General features: G+C 49.1%; 20 protein-coding genes. 10 read left to right on the forward strand and 10 right to left on the reverse strand.

Going from position 1 to position 24,449, the window contains the following annotated elements; genetic code table 11:
• From ACES2G_RS05365 to ACES2G_RS05375, 3 genes are all read left to right on the forward strand, one after another.
• Positions 1-1,218, forward strand: a complete 1,218-nt coding sequence (locus ACES2G_RS05365) for an RDD family protein (RefSeq protein ID WP_374001499.1) — start codon at positions 1-3, stop codon at positions 1,216-1,218.
• A complete protein-coding gene (locus tag ACES2G_RS05370; protein WP_374001500.1) occupies positions 1,215-2,153 on the forward strand; it encodes a rhomboid family intramembrane serine protease in 939 nt (312 codons plus the stop codon). The genes ACES2G_RS05365 and ACES2G_RS05370 overlap by 4 nt, the downstream gene beginning before the upstream one ends.
• A gap of 99 nt (positions 2,154-2,252) precedes the next feature.
• The gene (locus tag ACES2G_RS05375) at positions 2,253-3,128 is read left to right on the forward strand and encodes an endonuclease I family protein (protein WP_374001501.1); all 876 of its coding nucleotides are present in this window, start codon (positions 2,253-2,255) and stop codon (positions 3,126-3,128) included.
• A gap of 297 nt (positions 3,129-3,425) precedes the next feature.
• On the opposite strand, the gene ACES2G_RS05380 is transcribed toward ACES2G_RS05375, so the two are convergent.
• A complete protein-coding gene (locus ACES2G_RS05380) occupies positions 3,426-8,126 on the reverse strand; it encodes an RCC1 domain-containing protein (protein ID WP_374001886.1) in 4,701 nt (1,566 codons plus the stop codon).
• Positions 8,127-8,475: 349 nt separating this feature from the next.
• Here ACES2G_RS05380 and ACES2G_RS05385 point away from each other — a divergent pair, with 349 nt between their 5' ends.
• Positions 8,476-8,775 carry a hypothetical protein gene (locus ACES2G_RS05385; RefSeq protein WP_374001502.1) on the forward strand — a complete coding sequence of 100 codons (300 nt, stop codon included), beginning with the start codon at positions 8,476-8,478 and terminating at the stop codon, positions 8,773-8,775.
• Between the two features lie 73 nt (positions 8,776-8,848).
• Here ACES2G_RS05385 and pruA read toward each other — a convergent pair whose 3' ends face one another.
• The 3 genes from pruA to ACES2G_RS05400 all read right to left on the reverse strand — a co-directional run bounded on the left by pruA (position 8,849) and on the right by ACES2G_RS05400 (position 12,980).
• Positions 8,849-11,797 (reverse strand): L-glutamate gamma-semialdehyde dehydrogenase, encoded by a 2,949-nt coding sequence (gene pruA / locus ACES2G_RS05390; protein WP_374001503.1) that lies wholly within the window; start codon positions 11,795-11,797, stop codon positions 8,849-8,851.
• Positions 11,798-11,904: 107 nt separating this feature from the next.
• Entirely contained in the window at positions 11,905-12,492 is a 588-nt protein-coding gene (locus ACES2G_RS05395; RefSeq protein WP_347358130.1) for a fumarylacetoacetate hydrolase family protein, read from the reverse strand.
• The gene (locus tag ACES2G_RS05400; protein WP_347358129.1) at positions 12,489-12,980 is read right to left on the reverse strand and encodes a phosphoglycerate mutase family protein; all 492 of its coding nucleotides are present in this window, start codon (positions 12,978-12,980) and stop codon (positions 12,489-12,491) included. Before ACES2G_RS05400 ends, ACES2G_RS05395 begins: the two co-directional genes overlap by 4 nt.
• 77 nt (positions 12,981-13,057) lie before the next feature.
• On the opposite strand from ACES2G_RS05400, the gene ACES2G_RS05405 reads away from it, so the two are divergent.
• Positions 13,058-13,957 carry an Hsp33 family molecular chaperone HslO gene (locus ACES2G_RS05405; protein ID WP_347358128.1) on the forward strand — a complete coding sequence of 300 codons (900 nt, stop codon included), beginning with the start codon at positions 13,058-13,060 and terminating at the stop codon, positions 13,955-13,957.
• Here the strand turns inward: ACES2G_RS05405 and ACES2G_RS05410 are convergent.
• Complete coding sequence (locus ACES2G_RS05410; protein WP_374001504.1) at positions 13,954-16,146, reverse strand: phosphatidylserine/phosphatidylglycerophosphate/cardiolipin synthase family protein; 2,193 nt, start codon at positions 16,144-16,146, stop codon at positions 13,954-13,956. The two genes, ACES2G_RS05405 and ACES2G_RS05410, sit on opposite strands and share 4 nt — an antisense overlap.
• Positions 16,147-16,307: 161 nt before the next feature.
• On the opposite strand from ACES2G_RS05410, the gene ACES2G_RS05415 reads away from it, so the two are divergent.
• Complete coding sequence (locus ACES2G_RS05415; protein WP_374001505.1) at positions 16,308-17,498, forward strand: sensor histidine kinase; 1,191 nt, start codon at positions 16,308-16,310, stop codon at positions 17,496-17,498.
• Between the two features lie 189 nt (positions 17,499-17,687).
• Positions 17,688-18,164: a hypothetical protein gene (locus tag ACES2G_RS05420; RefSeq protein ID WP_374001506.1), complete on the forward strand. Its 477-nt coding sequence runs from the start codon at positions 17,688-17,690 to the stop codon at positions 18,162-18,164.
• A 5-nt stretch (positions 18,165-18,169) separates the two neighbouring features.
• Here ACES2G_RS05420 and ACES2G_RS05425 read toward each other — a convergent pair whose 3' ends face one another.
• The 4 genes from ACES2G_RS05425 to ACES2G_RS05440 are packed head-to-tail and all read right to left on the reverse strand — an operon-like array spanning position 18,170 to position 21,310.
• Entirely contained in the window at positions 18,170-19,072 is a 903-nt protein-coding gene (locus ACES2G_RS05425; protein ID WP_347358124.1) for a hypothetical protein, read from the reverse strand.
• Positions 19,072-19,527 (reverse strand): hypothetical protein, encoded by a 456-nt coding sequence (locus ACES2G_RS05430; RefSeq protein ID WP_374001507.1) that lies wholly within the window; start codon positions 19,525-19,527, stop codon positions 19,072-19,074. Before ACES2G_RS05430 ends, ACES2G_RS05425 begins: the two co-directional genes overlap by 1 nt.
• A 48-nt stretch (positions 19,528-19,575) precedes the next feature.
• Complete coding sequence (locus ACES2G_RS05435) at positions 19,576-20,301, reverse strand: coenzyme F420-0:L-glutamate ligase (RefSeq protein ID WP_347358122.1); 726 nt, start codon at positions 20,299-20,301, stop codon at positions 19,576-19,578.
• Between the two features lies 1 nt (position 20,302).
• Positions 20,303-21,310, reverse strand: a complete 1,008-nt coding sequence (locus ACES2G_RS05440; protein ID WP_374001887.1) for an isocitrate/isopropylmalate dehydrogenase family protein — start codon at positions 21,308-21,310, stop codon at positions 20,303-20,305.
• Between the two features lie 491 nt (positions 21,311-21,801).
• Between ACES2G_RS05440 and ACES2G_RS05445 the strand changes: the two genes are divergently transcribed.
• The 3 genes from ACES2G_RS05445 (at position 21,802) to ACES2G_RS05455 (ending at position 23,177) form a co-directional block, all read left to right on the forward strand.
• Positions 21,802-22,446 (forward strand): matrixin family metalloprotease, encoded by a 645-nt coding sequence (locus tag ACES2G_RS05445; protein WP_374001508.1) that lies wholly within the window; start codon positions 21,802-21,804, stop codon positions 22,444-22,446.
• A 105-nt stretch (positions 22,447-22,551) separates the two neighbouring features.
• Positions 22,552-22,779: a hypothetical protein gene (locus ACES2G_RS05450; RefSeq protein WP_347358120.1), complete on the forward strand. Its 228-nt coding sequence runs from the start codon at positions 22,552-22,554 to the stop codon at positions 22,777-22,779.
• A 110-nt stretch (positions 22,780-22,889) separates the two neighbouring features.
• Entirely contained in the window at positions 22,890-23,177 is a 288-nt protein-coding gene (locus tag ACES2G_RS05455; protein WP_374001509.1) for a helix-turn-helix transcriptional regulator, read from the forward strand.
• Here the strand turns inward: ACES2G_RS05455 and ACES2G_RS05460 are convergent.
• A complete protein-coding gene (locus tag ACES2G_RS05460) occupies positions 23,149-24,432 on the reverse strand; it encodes a hypothetical protein (protein ID WP_374001510.1) in 1,284 nt (427 codons plus the stop codon). The genes ACES2G_RS05455 and ACES2G_RS05460 overlap by 29 nt on opposite strands.
• Between the last annotated feature and the right edge of the window lie 17 nt (positions 24,433-24,449).

Genomic DNA, 24,449 nt, shown 5'->3' on the forward strand with positions numbered 1-24,449 from the left:
ATGGTATTTCCAGATTTATCGGCTCCTGAAGTGAAGCCTCATTATCCAAAATCCAGTTCGGTGCCTGTCGCTTTCGTGGCGGACAGATTTGTTGCGCTGATACTGGATTTTTTAATTTTCTCGCCCATCATCAGTTTGTTGATAGCCGGCTTGGTTCGTCAGACCAAAACCTTCTTTATGCTGGATATGCAATCCGCAGAAGGGGTTATTGCCGCAACACTGGTGGTCGGTTGCATTGTGTTTCTGGTCACTTTCCTGCAATCCATCTTTCTGTATTTCTGGCAGGCAACACCGGGGCAGTTGTTCCTGCAATTGCGGGTGATTTCCTATCCGATTTATCAGCCGCGTTTGACTTATGCTCAGTGTTTGATTCGCTCGGTTTGCTGGAGCTTTGGTTTCCTGCTGTTGGCGATTCCGTTTTTGGAGATTCTGAGCCATCCGTTCCGCCGGGCCTTCCCGGACCGCGCTGCGGATACCTTGGTGATCACATTGAAGAAAGAGCATGACGACGGACCGATGCCGATTGAATCCCGGTTTATTTCTTCCTGGATGCGTATGAGCTTCTTGTTCCTGGCTCTGTTTGGTGTGCTGGGCTTCATGAAGGCCTATCACGGTCTGTATACCGGAGCTTACAAGGCCACTGCTGGCAAAAGTGTGGTGACGGTCTGCAAGGAAGTCAAAGGCAGTGAAGGCTTGGATGGAACGGCTCGTTTGGATATGGCTCTGTCCTTGTTCCTTTTAAATGAAATTTCCGGCGAGTGTTTGGAGAAAGAAGCGGAAGTGGCCCTGTGGGGTGATCCGGTGAATTCTCAGCCCTTGGCTTATCTGGCAAAATATTTGTTGGCAGACGGCAAGGCTCAGGAAGATTATTTTGCCAAGATCTGCGAAGATTCGTCTTCGGCAACATGTGCGCTGGCTCGCTATATGGCGGAAGATGGTGATAAAGAAGATCTGGAGATGGCAGATTCCGGTTTGCTAGTGACTCAGTTCCTGAAGTCCGAAGATATGTTTGCCGCTCAGGATTACGTGGGAAGTCTGAAGGCCATTTCGCAAATGCAAAAGCATCCCGTATTAAAGACGGCTTTGGAAAAACGTTATGTGCGCTCTGTGTGGGCTCTGCGTGATACCGAATTCACTCCACAAAAGGGTCGTGCGCCGGCCAGTGTTGATCCTGACGCCTGGATTGATGATTTCAAAGAGCGGTACGAGGTTCCATGATCATCCCATGTCCTGAAGACTTTAAAGATTACTCCCGCTATCCGTTGACGATCACGTTGGCGGTGTTGAATGTCTTTATCTTTATTTTGATCTTCAGCGGGGCAAGCTCCAGTCTGACATCGTCGCCCGTGCTGCAAAAAGACGGTTTGATTCTGACCGGTCGCCTGTATTATCAGTATTTGCAAACTCTGCCAGCGGACGAACTCTATAACAAGCCCCAGTGGGTCTTACAGATGGGTTCCCTGAATGCCGAACACATGGGCCTTCTGGGGGCTTATGCTCTCAGGGATTCCCGTTTTTTAGAAAAAGGCGAGTCCTTGGCCTATCGGGGAGACCAGGTTCAAGTCGCCTCGTGGCGCAAGGATATCTCTGAGTTTCGCAAGAAATATCAGGAGCAGTTGTTGTATCGTTTCGGTTTGAGTGCCGGAGCGAAGGGACCGCTGTCCTGGTTTACTTATCAGTTTTCTCATTCCAACTGGATACACTTGCTTTCCAACTTAAGTTTTTTGGTGTTGATCGGTGCCGCTGTTGAAGTGATGGCGGGAAGTCAGATGTTGTTAATTGTCTATCTGCTGGGGGGCTGTGCTGGAGGTTTGGGCTTTTTGCTTTCAGATCTGCATGGGACTGTTCCGATGGTGGGGGCAAGTGCCTCGATCAGTGCGTTGCTGGCGTTTTATTGTTTAGCTGAAATGCGAGCGCGAGTTCGTTTTCTTTACTTTGCCTCACCCATGCCCGGGCACTACGGCGCGATTTTTTTGCCGACGTTGCTAATTATTCCTCTGTTCCTGGTGGTCGATATAGCGAATCTTTGGTCGACCCCGGAGGGGATTGGCGGGGGCGTGGCTTACGCTGCCCATATTGGCGGCAGCGTGCTTGGAGCCGTCTTCGGCATGGCCTATCGCGGGCGATCGATTCAGACCGCTTCTCAAAATTGATATTGTAAATTCTATATACCCGTTGACAGGATCCTTACCGTTGGGACATGTTACTGCTCAGAGGCTGTAGATCACCCCCAAACCGAATGGTGGACCTGAATGAAGCAAGTGTTGCTCATTAAGTCAGTGATTGTTTTCACATTGTTATCTTTTGTTGGTGTTGCGAATGCAGCGCCGTATTCTCAACTGGTTCCCTATTACGGGGAAGAGTTCTATCGCGATCTGAAAGCGGGAACTTCCGGTGAAACACTTCAAAACCGAATTAAAACTGTGATGCGCAATTACCATGTGATGGTGAAGGGCTCTTACGATCAGATCGTGAAGGCTTGCCAGCAAGGACAAGGTCGTTGCTATACGCACACGGCGATTGGTTATAATGCGGCAAGAGTTTTCCTGATGGGGAACTACTACCTTGTCAAAGAGGGCAATCAGTACGCAGTTCGCGATGTTTACTGCAATATGGAACGCGGGCCTGAGGATTTCAAAAGCTCTCAGCCTTCTCCGGGCAAGATTCCTAATAATACGGTGATCAATGTTGAGCACACCTGGCCACAAAGCAAGTTCACACGCCGTTTCCCGGATGATGTTCAGAAGTCTGACTTGCACCATTTGTTCCCGACGGACTCCCAACTTAATGCGATTCGTGGAAATCATCCGTTCGGTGAAGTTTCCAAAGATCTGATGGATTTGAAATGTCCGGATTCACGTTTTGGTATCGGGACATCCGGATCTGACGAAGTCTTTGAACCACCACAAAATCACCGAGGTAATGTGGCTCGTGCCTTGTTCTACTTCTCTTTGCGCTATGATCTTCCTATTGATCCGCAACAAGAACAGGTTCTGCGTAAATGGAATCAAGAAGACCCTGTGGATGAAGACGAGATGAAACGTAATGTCGAGATCTTCAAAGTTCAGGGGAATAGAAATCCGTTCGTAGACTTCCCAGAACTAGCAGATAGATTGAGTGACTTCTAAGAACTAAATAAGAGTTGATAAGACCTAAAAGCCAGCGCAACGCTGGCTTTTTTCGTTTTCAGAGCAGCCTCAGGGGGCTTTTGCTTAAGATCTTTGCATAACGGGGTGGATTTTTTGGGGCCGGGGCATAATTCTTAAAAAATCTGTAATAAGTCTCTTGCAATCGTGTTTTTGTTATGCTGCAATCAATTTTACGGGAGGGGTGATACCAAGGAAGGTCTCGGGGAGCATGATGTTCTCACCTCTATTTTAATTTAATTAAGAAAGGCCACTGGAAACAGTGGCCTTTTTCTTTTTCTAGAACCGGGCTTCTTTCACCTGGTGAAGATGCATATTGTAACTAAACTCAAGGTCCCGGCAGTAAAGACGGTCGTCCGTTGAGAGTGCGCAATACAGCTGATTGTCTGCGGAGGACTTGATTGATTTGAATGAAACACCGGCCGGTGAGATGACTCGTGGAGCATCCTTAAACAGCCCGTCGTCCCAGATGTGCACCTGTCCGCCGGTGGTCACGGCAACGACCGTGTACGCAGTCACCGTAAAGTCTTTGTAAGAGGCACCGCCGTTCACAGCAAAGGGGACAAGGCTGTTGTGTGTGGCTGTTCCTCCCCAGCAGTCCAAGGTGGTTCCGCGCAGAGCACAGGTGATATTGTCGTTCATATCAAGCTTCGAATAGCTGTGGCCTCCGGTAACGGCAGTTCCAGACGACAGAGTCGTGCTGTTGTTGCCGAGTCTTCCATTGGAGTTGTTGCCCCAGCAGCGCAGTTGACCTGAGGTTTCGAGGATGCCGCATACGCGGGTTCCTGCAACTTTGAAGTCTGTATAACGGTAGGCAGAATCCACTGAGATCGGAGTCGCGCTGTTCGGCGAGCCTCTCATGATGGCACTGGAGCCCCAGCAGTAGATCTCATTACTGAGACTTAGAGCGCAGGTCGCATCCAGATTCTGACTGTCCAGGACCGGGCGGAATTTAACTGCAGGCAGAATATTCTTCGGTTGTCTGGTGATGGTGTTCGGACAGACGAGTGATCCGGCGGCATAGCCCCAGCCCTTCAAATTACCGTCGGCATCGACGCCCGTTGCGCAGTAGGTATTTTCAGTCAGACCCTTCAGAACCGTGCCAGTCAGAAGTGTGAAATCCTGATTGTAGTCTGTTGAAGTTCCGTCGCCAAGGTGACCAAAGAAGTTATTCCGCGCACAGTAGGTGGAGGTTGGAGACGAAATGCACGACATGGCGCCTTTTTTGGCGATGATATTTCCGCCAGTGAAGCTGACAAACGGCTGAATCACACGCGGATTTCTTCTTGGGGTCGCACTGTTGTAGTAAGTGCTGCAGACGGCAGCCCCGTCATTGCGGATAGTACAGTAAGAGTTCTGGTTGACGCTATAGTCGGTGTATTGACCGGAGTCCATCAAAGCCAGCTTATCCAGGGTCCCTTTCACTGCCGTTCGGTAGTTGATATCGTCACCGAAGCAGTAAGGCAAATCGTCGTCGGCCAGGCCGCAGATGGATCCTTCGTTAGCTTCAACGGTTTTCCAGTTCAGATTCGTAGGAAGCAGGGTAGGAGTGGCGTAAAGCTTTCTGGTTTGGGTGGCTGCCCAGCCACCGGTGATTTCTTTGCCCCAGCATTTCAATTTGTAGTCATCCGTTATGGCACAAGCTTTGGTGTTAGAACCGCTGATTCGAATATACTTGGTGGTGCCATCAATAATCGCTGGTGTTACAGTGGCCGTATTTGTGCCATTGCCGACCTGATAGTAGTCATTACGTCCCCAGCAGCGCAGTTGCTGGCTGATCAGTGTGATGCCACAGACATAGGTGTATGCCGCTACGTCGCTGTATTTTGTGCCACTGTCTACCAAGGTCAGTACGCTGAAGCTTGGTGTCGCATTGTTGGCGATGGTTTTGTATGTATTTTCCCCATAGCAGTAAAGATCATCTGTCAAAGAAATGGCGCAAGTGGTGCCGTGAGAAGGGGCTACTTTTTTGAATTTAATGACGCCATCATCAATATACTTGGTGGTAAATGAACTGTCCATGGACCAGCATCTGACACGGTCATCAGAGGTGATGCCACAGCCGATGTATTGCCTCATCGCAATGGATTTGTATTTGATGCCGGGATCATGGTTGCTTGTGTTTATGACGCCGCTGACTCCGCAATACATGTCATTTTGGTCACTTAAAGCACAGAAATGATTCCGGTTGCCGACAACTTGAGTGAAATTGACGGCAGGAAGATAAGTGATGATACCGGCAGGGGTGGGGGTCTGCTGTCCCCAACAGCGCAGCCGTCCGTCTTCGGTGACAGCGCAGGTAACTGAAGGATTCGTATCGCTGCCATTCGTAAAGCTGATGACTTTTTGAGCGCTGCGCACTGGATCGCGCAACATATAGTGTTTGGTGTGATTTTCACCGACAAAGTAATCAGCTTTATTGGTGTGAGTGAGATATACGCCCAGTGTGCTGTCTTTAGTCACTGGATTCGTAAGACTGTCGAAAGTGATCTGCACAGTTGTCTGGCCGGCCGGAACCTCAATATACCCGGGATATAGATTGTGGTCGATCATGTAAATGGCATCACCGGATGTCTGGAAATACACCCGGACACTGGAAGGTGAAGACTCTGAAAGTGTGACATTCAAAACCACTCCGGTTTGCCCGTCGGACACCACCTGGCTTGGGGTGCTTAAAGAGACATATTTCAGACTGGCTTTCTGCCAGGAGTGGGTGGTTGCCACAGACAGATCCTGCCAAAGTCCATTCAGTCCGCTTTTGCCGATGACACAGAGAGTGACTGAAGTGCCGGCCGCATATGCGGATTGATCGACAGTGACGCCCAGATCGATGCTTTGTTCTGCAGAGTAACCCGAGGCCGATGAACAGGAAATTCCCGGACCGAATTTATATCTGTATGAACTGATTCCAATGCCTGAAATGCTCATAGGCAGATTTAGCTCTGAACTGATGGCCGCAGGAAATCCTTTGACGACGGCTACTGGGGGGGCGGTGCTCAAAATCACCTGGAATGAGAAGCTATCCTGATTGATGCTTTGATAAACCAGGTTTCCGGCGACAGTAATCAGATCACCATCATTGCCGCTGACGGTTTGTACAGAAGACCATTCGCCGTTGGTGCACGTGAGGGCGGCGGCATTTGGAGATGTGATGTTGACTGTACTGCCATTAGGGGCGCAAGTTCCGGACAGCGTGAAGGTCAGACCAACATATCCGTTGGCGGCGTGAGAAGTCGGGGTCACATGTCTGCTGAGTGTGTAGTTTCTGGTCGTGGAGGCTTCAGTGTTGCCGGCGACAATCAGCTCTGCGGTGACATTGATCGTGGTATTGTTGGGAGTGCCGCCTAGGTTGAACGACCGGGTCCATTGATTTTGTGCTGTGCAGGTTGTTTCGCCGGTGAAAGTTCCCGTGATGCGAACTGTTGCTCCGGCCTCGGAGCAGGTTCCGGCCAGGTCCAGAGACGAGGTTAATTCATTGGAATTCGCCGGGGCAGTGATGGCCAGTGTCGGCGCAGAATAAGAGATGGTTTTGTTGGTACATTCGGATTCGTTTCCGAAAATATCACGGAAACGGCCATAGAGTCTGATTGTGCCCGGGCCGGTGGTCGCTGAGACAAATTGGTTTTGGGCGGCCATTGTTTTCCAGGTCCCGCCAGCAGTGCATGACGAGTCCTCGGTCAGATAGTATTCTTTAAGGTAAGAAGGAAGGTCAAAAGTCACACGCAGGTATTTGGAGCTTGTTTGAAGGGCTCCTTCATTGATGATAATTTCCTGATGGATAGATTTTTTTGGCATCCAGTAGAAAACGAATCCGGTGCCGGTATTCTGTCCATCTGAACTGAAGTTGAAGGTGAAAGGGCCGGGTTGGGTGGTCGCCAGCGTAACCAGTCCCGTGGGGACATCTGAACCAGATGCGGAATAGAGGACTTGGGAGTTCTGGCGAACAGAGAAGATGTCCTTGTCCGCCTCCGTCGACAGTGGAGATGCCAGTATGATGTCCATTGGCAGAGTGGTGTTTACAGCAAAGTTACAGTTCTCATTGTTGGCATAACCCGGATTTTGACCTTGCAAAGAGCTGCCTATCATTCCGAACGGTGCGCTGGATGAACCAGAAGTACAGATATTAAATATGGTGGTAAGATCAATCAGCGGAATGCTGTCTGTGAAACACTGGCTGACAAGCCCCGTAGCTGTGCGGAACTTGGCAGAAACTGTGTAGAGGTTTGGTGTGGTCGAAGGCAGATTCCAGTTGTGGGTACCCGTGGTGCGGGGCTGCCAGTTGTCGGCTCCAGTACAGGTGTCATTGTTGTAGAGAGAATACTCTGCAAATAGCTGTGGAATATAGAATCGCAATGTCACAGCCTGAGCCATCGCCAGCTTCAATTGCATAGGGTTTATCAGAATGCCCATAGCGCCGGAATAGACTTCCACTTTTTTAACAGCAGACAGATTCCCTGCAGTGTCTTTAGCCTGCAAGAACAGATATGACTTCCCATCCGGGAAGGTCATATTGCTTTTCAGATTTGTGTAAGGCTCTGCTGCAAACGTGAATAGATCCGTCGCGGAAACGAAGGATCGGAATGTACATTTATCATTCAGATTCTGACAGTCCCAGCTGATGAATCCCTTATCGTTCAAAATGACATCCGGCATACTCAGTAGCTGTGGCGGGGAGGTGTCCTTGTTTAAAGTGACGGTTTCAGACTTAACTTTTTTGGAAGCGTCGGCCAGCTCGACTTGCTCAACGACCAAAGAGACTTCACCGTCCCCCAGGTCGTGAACATCCAAAACATATTGCCAGATTCCAGAAGAAGGGCAATCCATTTGGTCGCGCTCGACCGAGTTCAGCTTGAAAGTAATCGGTCCTTCTTCTTTGTCGCACTGGCCTTCCAGATTCAGAGTTGCTGAATTCAGATCTACATAATTGTCTTCGATGTTTGTGATGAGTTTGAAGTTCTCTTTGGTCAGAGCTTCGATCATCGTGTCCAAAGTACATCCGCTCAGTAAGACTGAGAATAGTACTGGGGTGTAGGAAGAAAAGATTCTTCTCAGATATGTTATTAACGTACCGAGGTGGCCCATATGATAATTTATCGGAGTAAAAACGTTATTTTATGAATTTTCTACTAAAGATCTGTTCGGCTTTTTTACGCGAAATCTCATTTTTGAGAAACAGACCCAAAGAGTGAATCATCGTGAGACACTTCAAAGATCCTGTAAATTAAAATTGATTTAAGGGAGGCTGGGCTCCGGCCGAACTGGTATACATGAAAAAGTTTATGATGCGCGAAAACTGGATCGTACCATTGCATCCATAAAACTGACACCTGTGGCAGAGTCGGTTGTAACAAAATTCAACACAGATAGTTTTTGTGGTTTTTCAGACTGGGCGGCTGGGGTCGCAAAGGAAATCGCAGGTCAGACTTGTGATTCTCAGGTCATGCCCAGTGTGAATACGAAGTACTATGACATCTATATCATCTGGCCGTTCAGTATAAATGATCCCTATTTCCCGATCACTCAAGGAGACTTGAATTTCGGCAGCAGAGATTCCGGAAAAGATGGTTCCACCGAGGTGTTGAGGCCGAAGGCGGTGACCAATCCAAACTTCAAGCGGCTCTCCTACTAAAAACCTACAAATAAAAAAGCCCTTGGCGGAAACCAAGGGCTTTGTGATTTATCAGATTGAAGTCTGCTAAAAACTATTCTTCTGCTGGAGCAAAGCCGCGACGAAGAGTGTTCTCAGTCACGCACGCAGGCTCCATGTATTGTTTCAAGTAATCAGGACCACCAGTTTTAGAACCAATACCAGACATTTTGAAGCCGCCGAATGGATGACGATCCACCATCGCGCCCGTGATACCACGATTCACGTAAAGGTTTCCGACTTCGAGTTCCTCTTTCACGCGAGCGATGTTCGCCGGGCTTCTAGAGAACATACCACCAGTCAAAGCGTACTCGGTGCTGTTGGCAATATCCAACGCCTGATCCAGATTTTTCGCACGGATCACCGCCACAACGGGGCCGAAGATTTCAGCTTGAGCCAGCTTCGCATCACCTGGAACATCACCAAAGATTGTCGGCGGCGCAAAGAATCCACCGCCTGGAGCAGAGCCCTTGAACAGCAGTTTATGATTCTTTTCAGCGTCAGCAATTGTGCCCAGAATACGGTCGTAAGCTTCTTTGTCGACAACCGGCCCCATGTAGGCTTTTGGATTGTCAGCAGGGTGGATCTCGATGGATTTCGCTGTTTCAACCAGACGGTCCACGAAACGGTCGTAAACTTCATCAAGCACGATCACACGGCTGGCAGCAGAACATTTCTGACCGCTGAAACCAAATGCAGAATAGATCACACCGTCAACTGCTTCATCCAGATCCGCATCGTTGTCGATGATCACGGCGTTTTTGCCGCCCATTTCAATGATACAACGTTTTACGTGTTGCTGGCCTGGTTGAACCACAGCTGCACGGTTCATGATGTGCAGACCCACAGCTTTGGAACCTGTGAAGGCGATCGTTGTCGTGTACTTGTGGTTCACGATGTATTCGCCGACTTCTTCACCGTAACCCGGCAGGAAGTTGATCACGCCTTGTGGGAATCCGGCTTCCTGGATCATTTTCATCAAGCCCCAGGCAACCACTGTGGACTGCTCTGCAGGTTTCATCACGACGGTGTTGCCTGCAACAGCCGCCGCAGTCACCATGCCGGCCAGAATCGCCAGAGGGAAGTTCCAAGGAGCAATCACCACCGTCACACCGCGGGATTTGTAGATATAGTGAGACAGCTCACCCGGCAATCCACCCACGCGCAGTGGTTTTTGCAGCTCGCGCATGTGACGGGCATAGTAACGGCAGAAGTCGATCGCTTCACCGATATCGCCGTCAGCTTCCGCCCATGGTTTACCGACTTCAAGCACTTGCGTGGCAATCAGTTTGAAGCGGTCACGGGTCATGATGTCAGCAAGCTTGTCCACCAAAGCAGCACGTTGTTCGCAGGGAACATTCTTCCAGGTTTTGTAAGCAGTTTGCGCTGCTTGCATGGCCTGTTCCGCTTGCTCGGTGCTAGCCATCTGGATCTTACCCACGATCTGATCGGACTGGGATGGATTCACACGGTCAAAGACTTTGCCGGATTGAAGTTCTTTGTTGTTGATCACGATGTTCACGTTCACTGGCAAAGAGGCTTTCGCATCAGCCAGTGCTTTTTGCATTTTTTCGCGATCGGCCTTCACTGCGAAATCCAACAGCGGTTCGTTATAGAACTTGCCAGGTTTTTTCGGAATAACCGGAGACGTCGGAGTCAATCCTTGCGCCGGATCTTTCAAAAGTTCCGCCATGGATTTGTTGTCGGCGAACTTGCCACGCAGCCAGGATTCGTTGGATGTGTTTTCCAGAAGACGGCGCACCAGGTACGCCATACCCGGGATCAGTTCACCCACCGGAGCGTATTCACGCATGCGATAGCCCATGTCCACGATGGTTTTCTTGATGGGTTCTGCCATTCCGTAAAGCATTTGGAATTCCAAAGCCTCTTTCGGGATGTTCAGCTTTTCTGCGTAAAGCATGCACGCTGCCAAAGTTCTGACGTTGTGAGAAGCAAAAGCAGGGCGGATGTATTTGATATTTTCAAGCAAGTACTTCGCGCACACTTCGTAGTTCGCGTCAGACTCTGCTTTGTTGGTGTAAACTGGAACTGGCCAGCCACGTTGTTCCGCTTCGATTGTTTCGTAATCCCAGTAAGCACCCTTAACCAGGCGAACCCAGAACGGAGTGCCACGTTTTTGTGCGAACTCTGTCAGGGATTTGACGTCTTCGAAGGAATCGCGCAGGTAAGCCTGGATCACGATACCGAAGAATTTATAATTTTTGAATTCCGGTTCGTTGATCAGTTCTGTGAACACTTCCAGTGTCAGGTGTTTGACAGAGTATTGCTCCATATCCAGATTCACGAACACGCCTTTTTCCATACCCAGACGGAACACAGGGCGCAGACGGTCCTTCAGGATTTTCTTGGATTCATCCCAGGCGGCATCTTTGATCTGGGAATAAAGGGCTGTCATTTTCACAGACACGTTCACTTTCGGCAAAGCGCCTTCGTGATCGCGATCGATCTGGGGAACTTCGTCCCACTTCTCAGCGTCTTTCGCCAACCAAGTGATCAGCTCCATGTACTTGCTGCTGTAGTCTTGCGCTTCTTTTTCAGACAAAGTCGCTTCACCCAAAATATCGACGGTGAAGGTCATTTTGTTTTTGCGTGCTTTTTTCAGAACAGGCAGAGCTTCATCCGGGCTTTCGCCAGTGATGAACATTTTTGCCATACCCATGACGTTCTTTTTGATCGCTCCGGCCATCAAGCCCGGTGCCAAAGAACCCAAGCCCAGTCCCACGTTGAACACCGGAGGAAGTGATCCGCCGTCTTCAGAGAAGTATTCTTTCAAGTGGCGCGCAACTTCGTCCCCAGAGTTGATGGAAGGAAGCACGTCCACGAAGCGGAACATATTGGTTTTGAATTTTTCATTTTTCATACTCCATTCCATGATGGAGCCATACCAGAAATCTTTGGAGAAAATGGAAGCCTTTGATTGGCTTTCCATGCGTTTAAGGATCTCTTCGCCACGGGAGACAATTTGCGACTGAATGTCGTTCATATGCTTTTACCTCTATAGAAGGGCCGCATATTCTCCCTGAGAAATCAAAAATTCAAGCGATTAGTGTTCCGTGAAGGCGCCCGGGAACGCCTGCTTGACGCGAATGGCTAGCGAACGTTCCAGGTGTGTTTTATTTTACCTACAATTTCGGCTTCCAAAACGTCGCCACGGCGAATAGGACCGACTCCGGCAGGGGTTCCGGTCAGCAGCAGGTCGCCGGGGGTCACCGGGAAGTGCAGACGGACGAAATCAATCAGCTTTTCATAGCCAAAAATCATCTGGGCCGTGTTGCCTTTTTGGCGGACTTCGCCGTTGATTCTTAGAATTATTTCAAGATTCTTCAAGTCTTCCAGATCGCTGACGGCAAAGAACCCGGAAAGAGGGCAGGATTCCTTGAAGCTTTTCGCCAAAGTCCAAGGGTGACCTTTGGATTTAAGCTGATTTTGTTTGTTTCTTTCGGTCAGATCTAAAGCGATGCAGGCTTCATCAATTTGCAAATTTTCATCAAATTGCAATGCCAGCTCCACCTCGTGATGGATTTCCGTTGCCCACTCGGGAAGATGAATTTCTTTTGCAGCCAGGGTTGCCGAGCTTCCAGCTTTCAAAAACAGCATGGGTTCTGTGGGAACCTCGTTGCCCAGTTCTTTAGCGTGATCGGCATAGTTGCGGCCTACGGCCCAGATATTCTGAATCATAGTTGGATCCTTTTTAGCTCGATAAACTCGAAAACTCCGTCGGTATTGACATGGAAGCCCACGTGCTGGGCCGGGCTCCAGTGGGAAAACTCGGAATCCGAAAGATCTTTGTCAGCCGGTGCCACCGCCATGGCTTCAACCACCCAGTCATAGTGAGAGCACATGAAAATCACGGCCTCTTTTTGAGTCGCGGCATTTTCCAGGGTTTTGCTGATGCGATGGCGGAACTCGGTCACCGTTTCGTCGGATTTTTGTTCCAGCAGGGCATCTTGAATCACGAGGGGAAGTCCGAAATGCTGCGACAGGGGGCGAAAGGTGCTATGCGTGCGCTTTTTAGGGGAAACCCAAAGCTCGGTAGGGCGAGGCAGTTCCTCTTTAAGCACCTTGTCGAGTAATTTGGAAGCTTGAGCATGTCCCTCGGCGGTCAGATCCGGATCTCCGGAAAAATCCATGGCTTTCTGGGCGTGTCTAAAGACGTAGATCTTCATGGGCAAGGGCTCTCTTCACTTGAAAAAATGGGACTGCTTTGTTAGGTTTCATTTTCCACAAAGTCCGGGAGTTTGTCATGAGTAAAGAACGGGTTCATCGCTTCGTATCCAAAGATCTGACTTTGCGTATTGCCGCAGTCAATGCCACTGAGGTCGTTCAACATATGCAAAGCCTGCAAAACACGTATCCTTTGCCAACAGTGGCTGTGGGACGCGGCATGGTTGGTGCTCTTTTAATGGCGGCGCAGTTAAAAGATGATCAGGTGGTGGGTTTGCTTTTCCGTGGTAACGGTCCTTTGGGAAGTATTTATGCAGAAGCATCTTACAACGGTCATGTGCGTGGTTACACGGCCAACCCACAATATCAGCCAGAAAATTATGACAATGGCTTGAGTTTGAAAGAAGCCATGGGGATCGGACTTCTGAGTGTTGCCCGACATCAGCCATTCCAAAAGCAGCCATTCCAGGGAACTGTTGAGCTTGTTAGTGGTGAAATCGGGGACGATATTGCTCATTATCTGCATCAGTCCCACCAGATTCGTTCATTGGTTTCGTTGGGTGTTTATTTGGATGCTGATGGTAAAGTGCAAGCGGCCGGTGGTGTGCTGATCGAAGTCATGCCGGGTGTTGATGAAGCGATGGTTGAAAAAATCCAGCAGAACTACGACGACAAGAAACCAAATATTTCAAAAATGCTGATGGGTGGCGCGTCTGCCGAAGACCTGATCAAGCCCTTCCTTGATGGCATTGCCTATGAAGAGCTGGAACACGAGCATCCGGTGGAATACTTCTGCCCATGCACCAAAGATCGTGTGATGCGTGCGTTGGAACTTCTTACCAATGAGGATCTGGAAGACATGATCCAGAAACAGGAACCGGTGCACGTGACTTGTCAGGTGTGCGGTCGTCCTTATGACGTTTCAATTCCTGAAGTGAAGGCTTTGCAAGAGAAGTTGTACAAAAGCTCTCTTCACTAGAAGTAAGAGTCACCCCAATCGATCAAAGTGGAGTTGATCCAACCCACTTTTTCCGAAGCGGTGACGCGACGGCCCTTGCTGATATAGTCGAGGGCTTCTTTGCGCATCTCCATCGCTGTTTTACCGTGCAGAATCAAAACACCACTTTCCGTATCATGGATAAAGCTGCGTCGATTCATATTCACACTGCTGATGAAGCTCAACTTTTTATCAATCACCAGAATCTTGGCATGCATGATAGAGTTATTCTGAGTCCATTCATAGATTTCGACATCTTTTAAATGTCGATTGATACCCTGTTTGTTCACGTCTTCCGCGATTTTTGGAGTTCCATCACCAGCCAGATGAATACGGGTGATGATTTTAACCTTCACACCTCTTTGTACGGCACGATCCAGAGCCGCACTGATGGCGACGGAAGGGCGGAAGTAAGGTGTCGTCAGCAGAAGCTCGCTTTGCGCGGAATCAAACATGTCGATATAGAATTTCTCCAGCTGATAGCCGTCAAAGTAAGGCATGGACGTGATATGGCGAACCACCGGTGTTGAGTCAGGCAGGGCACGCAGTCGGGACACCTGATCGAACGACGCTTCTTTGGGCACGTTCAGGTTGGTGGATCGATAGCGCTGGGATTCGGGGTCACGCATCCAGAAAGCCAGCATCTGAGCCATCACGGACTTGACGAAGGAATATCCACGAATCTCGATTTCAAAGTCATCGTAATAGATGTAGTCCTCTTCGCCATCGCCGTAATTTTTCAGGAATTTATATGCTTTATAGAAAGGTGTATCGCTGAAAATATACGAATCGCGAATATTGCGGCCCCCAGTGATCAGGAAATTTGCTTTCGGGTCCGAGGACGAGTGGCCAATGATCAATTTGGTGTGGTTCACACGGTGGAATTTATCCAGCCAGCCACCATTGTTCTGATTAGACAAAGTGTACTTGTAGTATTGCACTTTGATATTGGGAAGTCCTTGTTGCAGGCGTTCCAAAATTGCCTTGTCCTTGCGGGTCATGGTCACTTCAGGAACCAGAATGCGAATCTGGGTTCCTTGTTGGCCATGATAACGAAGGGCACTGGACATGACCATGCCATAGAAGTCCGCAGAAAAATTCAAGGACGAAACCCAGATAACATCAAACTTCGGAGCTTTCGAGAAATCCAGTTCGGCCATCGGATTTTTATTATTAAAGTCTTTGCGTTTTAGTGGGGACCCCGTCAATGCCAGAATCTTTTGATTCATGGACGTATAGGGATCACGCAGGTTCACCAGTTTGTCGAAAGTCTGCGGGCAAGTGGTGTAGTTAAAGTCCTGAGTCCAGAAAAAAGCAGAGGGATCTTTGCCGAAATTTCCCTCGGGACGAGCACAGATATCGATATGATTGGTCAGCTTGATCCACTCATTGGTGGCGCGACCAATGTCGACCAATTGCAAGCCATTGGACCACGTTTTGGATTTGTCAGGATCGCGGAAGTAGAACTTGCAGTAATTCACAACTGGGGAGAACTTCACACGCACGCGCTGGCCGTTCTCCTGATTGTAGTACCAATTGAACTCATAGACCCGACTGCGGGTTTCGCCTGAAAAGATCCATTTCCCCGGGTGAATGATGTCTGCATCACACTCCAGGCGGGCTTTAAGAAATTTTTTCTGACTGTCCTGCCGGTCATGAGGAAAGAGCGTGGTCACAGGCAGATCATTTTCAAAACGCAGGGTGTAGCTTTGATAGAAATTGTGCTCAATCGGGAAAGAGCCTTGCGGCATACCCAGTTTGAAGTCATCCATGGATTTGATGGTGATGACTTCCTCTTTGTCGAAGAGGCGAGGGCGGAAGGAGGCTGCAAACCAAGGGCCGATACCAGACCATTCACGCAGGAAAAGTTTTGAGGATAGCTGGTTTATCTCCTGACTTCTTTCGGTCAGCAAAGACTCAACGTGACCCCAGTCTTTGTCGTTGGGGCTCAGCTTACGATCAAACTTGGCATTGGGTTGGCCTTTTTGGAAAAGTTCCTGATTGTATTCCCAGTCCTTGTTCCAATAGTGGGAAAGCTCGATATCAATTTCCTGAATTCGATTGGCCCGTTCGTCATCGTACATGACAGAGCTTGGGGCCCGCTGCGGCCCCGTACATGCGGAGAATAGACTGACGGCGGCAACAAGGCCTCCCACCCATAGCAATTTCATACATACTAAAACGGTTCAGGACGTTGAAAAGTTAACGATTTTACCTGATAAAAATCAAAAAAGTAATGAGGACCACAGACGTCTCTTGTCAACTTCCTAGACACCTTGGGGCGGCTCAGGGGCCCCGGCAGACTGGTTCATGGTTTGCTTGATCTTCAGGTATGGAACATACAAAAGTGTCGTCTCAAAATGGGATATCGGGAAAGCTGCTTACGGTCTTTGTGCTGGTAAGTCTAGCCGTGGCTGTTTTGAGTTTTACTTTTGAAGTGCAAAGAGCACGCAGCTCGGTCGAACAATATGTTGGTATCTGGGAAGATGATATTGCCCGCGCAAAGTTGTTTCAAGGTGATCCCAGCCTGCAAAATAAAATTCTGAATCAATTGAAGGAAGTCCACACCGCTGTTGTGAAAAGTGAAGTGCAGAAACCGGAATCCCTGCAGTGTCTGTTCTCGACCCAGGTGCCGATTACTTTGAATTCTCTGCCTGCGGGAAATATAGCTGTTTGTTTCGGAACTTCAGAGTTGGCGCTCAAGGCGGTGACTTCGCCCTTGTTTATGCTGGGCTTGGTGTTGGGCTTGATGTTCCTTGGCTGGTCCTATCGTCGGGAATTCATGGCGCGCTTGCATGAACAAAAGCTCGAGGCGGAACTGGCGCTTTCCAAAGAAATCTCTGAGATCTCCCGTCAGGTGGCTCACGATATCCGTGGCCCGTTAATGGCTTTGACGACTTTAAGTCAGTTGTCTCACGAAATGAGCACCGAAAAAAAAGAACTGTTTGATCATGCGGTTTCCCGAATCAAGGGGATTGCTGAGGATCTGCTTAGTCGCAGTCGTAAGTCGCAGTCCAATATAGTGAGTTCGGTGACTGCTCAGCAGGATCTTACGACGCTTCTTGAGGCCTTGTTAAAAGAGTACCGTTTCTCAAATCCTCAGGTCAGTTTCACCTGGCATAAGCATGTTCATTCTCCGATGGTCAACGTGACTCTGGATTCCGTTAAATTGCAACGGGTGGTAAGTAATCTGTTGAATAATTCTTTGGAAGCTTTGCCAGAACAAGAGGCGTCTATCAATATGACCCTGATGGAGCGTCAGGATCACTGGTTGTTGCAAATCATGGATAATGGCTGTGGTATTCCTGAAGAAGTCCTGCCTCAATTGACTCAGGAAGGTGTCAGTTACGGCAAGGAAAAAGGCAATGGCCTGGGTTTGTATGATGCCAAGAAAGCTTTGGCGGCCGTGGGTGGTGACTTGCAGATCCGTTCCCGCGTGGGTGTCGGCACTCAGGTTGTTCTTAGTATTCCGAAACCTTCTCAATCTGAACTTGACCCTGATCTGGGGGCTGCTCATTCTTAATCCATGTACAAAACGTGGAAATATCTGGCTGTAAAAAATGAACAGGAACTTAAAGATTCAATGCGCCTGCAGAAGTTGGCGCTCCATCGAGGCACCCCGGGTTGGCTTTTGATCGGGGTGTTTTCATTATGTGCGCTGGCCAGTATTTTGATTTGTGGCTTTTTTATTTTTCTAGTGCAAAGAGATGAAATGCATTGGTGGGCCGGCTACGGATCGGCTTTGATGATGTTACTTATGGCGGCGGCCTTTGTCTTTGCCGCCCGGGTTTTTCATCGGGTGCGCGAGACAGACATCTTGCGAAACTTCCTGCTGCATCCGCAGGAGTATGTTTTTACCAAAGGAATACTGAAAGAGTTTTCTTATGTGGCAGGTGACAATCGCAAGATGTCCCGCTATCACGTTCAAGGAGAAGCGCAAGGGCCGGGGGGAGAGTCTTTGTTCGTCAGTGAGTTCTTTGATTCTTATATCTGGCCATTTACCACCCAGGAACAGGATCGCCAGATTCGCAAAGGGGATGATTGGTATGACCTGAAGGGCAAACGAGCGACGTTGCCGATTTCGGCGTACTTCTTGTATCCCCGCAAAAACCCTCAGGTGGCGATTCTTGTGGGGATTGATCATGATCTTATTTCTGAGGCTCTTAAGCGCAGCAAAATGAAAATGTAGATTATTTATTGATCCAGTTCAATGCCCAGGACATTTTCGATGGTTTTTTCGTAGATGTCTTTTTTGTGAACTTTGCCGGGGACGACTTCTTTGCGACGAACAGTTCCGGCAGATTCAGGAAAGGCAACGAACAGATCTTTTTCTTTACCTTCGGTGACGAGATCAAATTTGAACTCCAGCCCTTTGCAGGAGGCCAGCAAAGACACGGGGCCAGTGAAGGTTTTAGTTGGTGTGATTTGCAGTTCACTGATGTTCAGGGTTGTGATTTTGATTTTCAGGTCAGACTCTCGCGGGTTTTCGATATTTTCGATCGCACAGGGGAAAGTCAGCAGCGTCGGACTTTGCGAGCCGACACGCACAAGAGCCGTAAATTCAGGCGCGGTGGGAGCCGAGGATAACTGCATACTGCTGACCACCAGGCCCCACGGGTTTTCCAGTGTGCGTTCGGTGTTGCTCAGGCGGATCTGTGTTTTTATGTACAGGTCGTTCTTTTGCGCATTTTCGGTGATACGCAAATGAAGTTCTGCCTGATAAGAGCCATCAGGGACCTGTTTTAAGCTAAGCAGACGGCCTGCCTGAGACAGATTTTTTTGCTGGATCTTTTCCCGCAAGCGGCTGACTTCACGGATGCGTTCTTCACTGAGCTTGGGGGACATCAAGAAAGCCAGTGAAGTTTGGGACTGCCAGAAATTATTGGAATCGTAGTTGAAATAGCGTTCCAGATACTGGCGCAGGAAAGTCATCCTTTCCATTTCACCCAACTGGACATTTTGCAGGGATTCTTTTCCGGCATCCATGGTGATCGCGACAACACGGGGATTGTTTTTAAGCTGCCAGTACAAGTACGTGACGCTTCCAGCCCAGACAAGACTTGCCGCCAGCAGGATAACCAGAACGCGCGTTTTCATTATTCAGCCTTGTCCAAAGGAAGAATTTCGATCATCTGATCGCGGTGGTATTTCTTATTCGGGCCTTCATCCACCCACTGATCAATTTTGTAAAGTTTGATTTTGGCTTTGCCGCTTTGGAAATATTTTTTGTCGGCTTTGCCAGTGGTTTCTTTCAGCAAGGTCGCCGGACCATTCTGGAAGAAGTCCAGTTGGGCTTTCATTTTTTCCGTTTCCAGGCGCATGACTTCCATATCTTTTTCATCGCTGAAATAGAAATTGGCGGCCACAGCAGAAATCACACCGATAATACCACCCCAATACATGGCATGAAGTTCGGCACGTTCATCTTCCGGAGCTGTTGCTGCACCAATGGCCGCCCCGACACCGATACCGATGCCCGTCGTTGCAAGACGACTTTTTTGGTTGGTGGCACACGCCGAAAGCAAGAAGCAGATTCCAAGAAGTAAAGACATTGATTTCATATAATCAATGCTAAGTTTAAAATCGGCCTCAGGCAAATGCTACTTCATGAGATGTTGGTAAAGGGGCAGGTACATGTCCTCAGCCGGAGGAATTTCCAGATCCGCCCGTTGAGGTCGGGCATTGAAACTGACCGGAGCATTGTGGATTATAGCTAAAGGGCATCTTTCGGCCGCTTCACCCATCATCAAGACCGCTGCGGTGGCCAGACTGTCTGCCAGATTGATCTTGGTCATCTTCAGTTCACGTCCAAAGATATCTTTTTCACCGATCATATTGCGAACCGGATCAAATCCAGCAAAAGACAGGGCCGCTCCGACAACACCATGGCGCAGAGGACTGGTGTGAGAGTCCGTAACAATAACACCCAGATTCTTTAATCCCAGCTTCGCGCAAAGATCCTGGCGCAATTTTTCAGCGGAGGCATAGGGGTCCTGGGGGTACAGGATGTAGTCGCCGTTTTCAGAGTTAGACTCGTCAATACCGGCGGCGGGCAGCAGCAGGCCATGTTTGATGGTGAGGCTGACGCCATGGCCGATCTCGCCCAGATAGTGATCCGCCTCGCGACGGATCAGCGTTTTTTTATCAATACTGTCGAGAGCCACCAGGCGGTTTTCGGCAAGGCTGACGATTTTGGAAGTAATGGCAAGAAGAGCGCCTTCCTGCCATTGGGACTTGGGCACGTGAGCCACAACGAAGTCTGCCAGATTGCCACCTTGATGGAAGACCGCAGTTTGAATCGGAGAGATCATCAGGGCTGGCGTCATACTACTGAGCACCCAGACGTTGAATGATAGCATCGGTGAAGGACACCGTTGTACCGCGACCACCCAGATCACCTGTGCGGGCATTTACATCGGACAAGGCTGCGATCAGGGCCTTCATGATGGCGTCGGCTTTGCCATTTTCACCAACGTGCTGAAGCATCATCACTGCTGACTGCAACAACGCGGTTGGATTGGCTTTGTTTTGACCTGCGATATCCGGAGCAGAGCCGTGAACCGCTTCGAAGATGGCGTGGTTCGCACCAATGTTGGCGCCTGGAACAATGCCTAAGCCACCGACAAGTCCTGCGCAGATGTCAGAAAGAATATCGCCATACAGGTTTTCAGTGACGATCACATCGAATTGCTGAGGCTTCATAACCAGTTGCATGCAGGCATTGTCCACGATCACATCTTTGGTGGTGATCTCTGGGTACTGCCAGCCGACTTCCTGTGCGACTTTCAAGAACAAGCCATCGGACAATTTCATAATATTGGCTTTGTGAACGATAGCCATGCGAGACTTACCAGTTTTTTGAGCCAGATCATAAGCATAACGAGCAATACGTTCAGAACCTTTGCGAGTGATACGTTTGATGCTTTCAGCAGTGTCTGCATCGACCATGCGCTCGATACCCGCATAAAGATCTTCGGTGTTTTCACGCACGATAGTCAGATCCACATCGGGGCATACACATTGAACGCCCGGCAGGGAACGAACCGGACGGACGTTGGCATATAAATCAAACTTCTGTCTCATCGTCACGTTGATGGATTTGTGACCGCCGCCAATCGGAGTTGTGGTGGGGCCTTTGATGGCCAGTTTATTTTTATTGATGGAATCGATAGTGGTCTGTGGCAAAAGTTCGCCCACAGAATTCAGGGCGATTTCACCGGCTTGATGCTCTTCATATTCAAACGGAGCATGCACATGTTTCAGAACGCGAACGACCTGAGTCATAATCTCAGGACCGATGCCATCACCGGGGATTACTGTCAGCTTCATCATTATTTCGGCCTTTCGTTGAAGGGCCTTGTCTTATCAAAAATGCGGACTGTTTCCAAGTGTCACAGCATCGCGCGCGAACTGGCAGGAGGAGCTTTTTTAGGCTCCCTACCAGGGAAGGCAGGATGTGGGGTAGGTTGTGTGGGCCGCGAAGGATTCCCCGAGTGGGGTGGGGCCCGATTGTCTCATTTCGAGACTTGCCTAAGTACTAAAGCAAGGCGCGGGCCAGACCTTTTGGGGTCCTTTTGCACCACACTTTGCGGCGAAGGGGTGTGCAAAGGTTGGACAGGTAAAAGGGCATATAAAATCAGGTAGTTATAGAGTTTTTTGGGGGATGTCTGTAAAACTGACGGGTTTTTCTGGCCAATGCTCATTTTACGAGTGCTGGGTACAGGGGTATAAAAAAACCTGTGAAAACAAGAGCTTGAAGTGTGGCGCCGGGATAAATCCGGGTGGCCTCTTCCTTGTATTAGTAACAAGGCAAAGGAGGTCGCTCCATGGTGAAGTGGCTTGGGATCAGTTTGGTCCTTACTGTAGCTCTATTTATTCAAGCCTGTGCGCCGAAGTCGCAAGAAGACTGCGGATTCGTGCAAAATGTCTATGGCGAGCGTATCTCTTGGAAAAGTGATGTCCCCGTCACCATGTACCTTCATGAATCAGTGCCTGACTCTATGATTCCGGCAATCCGCAGTGCTGCTGCCACGTGGGCTCGTACCGCGGGACGCGACATCATTAAAATCGTTGAACACCCTCGTGAAATCGGTCCCCTGACTCCGCATAAAGATGGTCGAAATGTGATCTATTTCATGAATACCTGGGAAACGAACCGGGCTTCAGAGCAGGGGCGAACCAGTGTTTATTGGATTGGTGATCTGATTAAGGAAGCTGATATTCGCCTGAATGGTGCTGACTTTAGTTTCTATTGGCAGAGTGCTGGCCGTTTGACGACGGCGACAAAGCCAGATCGTACCTCTGCCCGCGAAGTGAATATAGAGGCCTTGGTGCTTCATGAAATGGGACATGTTCTGGGGCTGAAACACAAAGACAATGATGGATCTGTGATGGCGACGTATCTCTCCAGCGGGGATGATCGCGTGAATTTAGCTGGAACGGACTCCACGTCCTTGCAATGCGAATACTAGCAAGCCGTGTAAAATGTCCATGTAAGTTTATTTAAGTTGTTGGAAGTGAAAAAAGCTAACTAGACTTTGATTTCGCGCCTGAAAAAACGGGTGAAGGAGAATGCAATGAGAGTGATCAATTTGGAAAATGCACAAGTAGAAACAACTGCTGCAGAGTCTTTTGAGCCCTCTTTTTCTCCAGTGACTCACAAGTCCTACCATGAACTGGCAGACACTCCCGTTGTTGAGAGCGATGCCTTGGCGCAATTGCACACTAATCTCGAGATGCTTCAAGATTTGCAGTCACGTCTTGCTTTTGTGATGCGTGAAGTTCGCTATTTGATGAAGGCCTAAGGCCGCATTCTTCAGTTTTTACTCAATTTCTTCCATCCTAGGTGGAAAAGATACTTTTGGCATACTTATGTATGATGACAGTTTATTCTTATTCCGATCTAATCTCGCATATGAAGCGGCAATTTGGGGAATATCAGAAGTACTTCCAGAGTCATTTCGACCAATGGGGTCTTACTAAAACTGAGTGTGAAGTTGGAAGTTTGATTCTCTCCGGCATAAGTCTTCGTGAAATCGCGGATCTCCGCGGCACTTCCGAAACCACCACAAGACAGCAGGCTTTGAGCTTATATAAGAAAGCCAGTGTGGAAGGGCGTCATGAATTGGCGGCTTACTTCCTGGAAAACCTGCTGATCGCAGCTCAAGGGAGCTCTAAGCCTTCCGCTCAAAGCGGCTCGTAAGCCCTTTAGGGATATGATAGACGACCCAATCGCCATCGCGTTCGCGGGTCATGCCTTCGGTGATCACCGGCTTATCAAAAGTAAACTCTTCGCGGAATGTCTGGAAGTTGGAGCTGCTGACAGTTTTGCTGTCCTCTTCCACCTTATCTTTGAATGAGCGTTGTCCGGAAATGGTGGCGCGATCTTTCTGGATCGTGACTTTCACGGCGTCTTTTTCGTGTTCAGGAACAAAGGCTTTTAAAATATAAAAATCGGGGTTCTCGCGCAGATAGCTGCCGCGGTCTTCGACCTTATAAAATGGATCAGCTTCCTTGTCAGAATACTTGGTGGCTGCTTTGACAAAGTCTTTGCGTGTCTCTGCCAACTCGCGGACATAGCGTTTCTTTTGAATGCTGGCCGCCTCACGATTGGCTTCTTCGGTCTTTTGATAGTTGCTTTGGAAGCGGTCGTGCTGATTGCCGAGTTCGTTTTCGTAAGCCTGCTTCTGATGCGTCAGGCGGTCAGAGTACTGAGTGTTCAGTCGTTCTTCACGGGATTCCCATTGCTTTTGCTGCTGATCATAGCGCTTGGCAAAGTCGTTATTCTGGCGCTCCAGCTTTTTATCCTGCTGTTCGTGTTCGTGAACAATTTCGCCTTCACCGCGGGCCCGCAGCTCCGTGTATTCTTTTTCGTTGCGTGTGCGCAGGCGTTCTTGATTGACCTTGCCACGTTCGACTTCCCCTTGAAGGCGGGTGTCGTTCAACTGACGTTGGTGTTCCAGGCGTTTGCCACTGAACTCATTGATCTGGGCGATGTCTTTGTTGTACTTGGCTTTGGCTCCGCGAAGGTCTTCTTCGCTTTTTGCCCGAACATAGTCGATGCGATCGGTGGCATCTTGTTCAATGCGGGCCACTTGATCTTTGGAGTCCTGCTTGGCTTGGGCTAGTTGAGACGTTCTTTTTTCTCGGGTGGTGGAAAGCTTCTGATTGTAGTCGTCCTGCAACGCACGTGTTTTGGAATTGTATTTATCAGTTAACTGCTGACGATCCTGGTGGGCATCTTCGGCAGCGACTTGTTGACGTTTGCGGATGTGATTGATGGCGGCTTCATTTTGTTCCTGCAGGCCGGCTTTTTTGTCATGATAGTAATCTTTAAGCTCGGCCAGCTCGGCTTCGTTTTCTTTAACGAGCTGCTTTTTTTTACGTGCGTGGTCGGTTTGAACCTCGTTCAAATCCGCTTGCAGGGCTTTTCTCGTGGAATTGTCAATTGACGACATATTCCTTAAGTGTATCA

The organism is Bdellovibrio bacteriovorus (assembly GCF_041888015.1).
Lineage (GTDB): Bacteria > Bdellovibrionota > Bdellovibrionia > Bdellovibrionales > Bdellovibrionaceae > Bdellovibrio.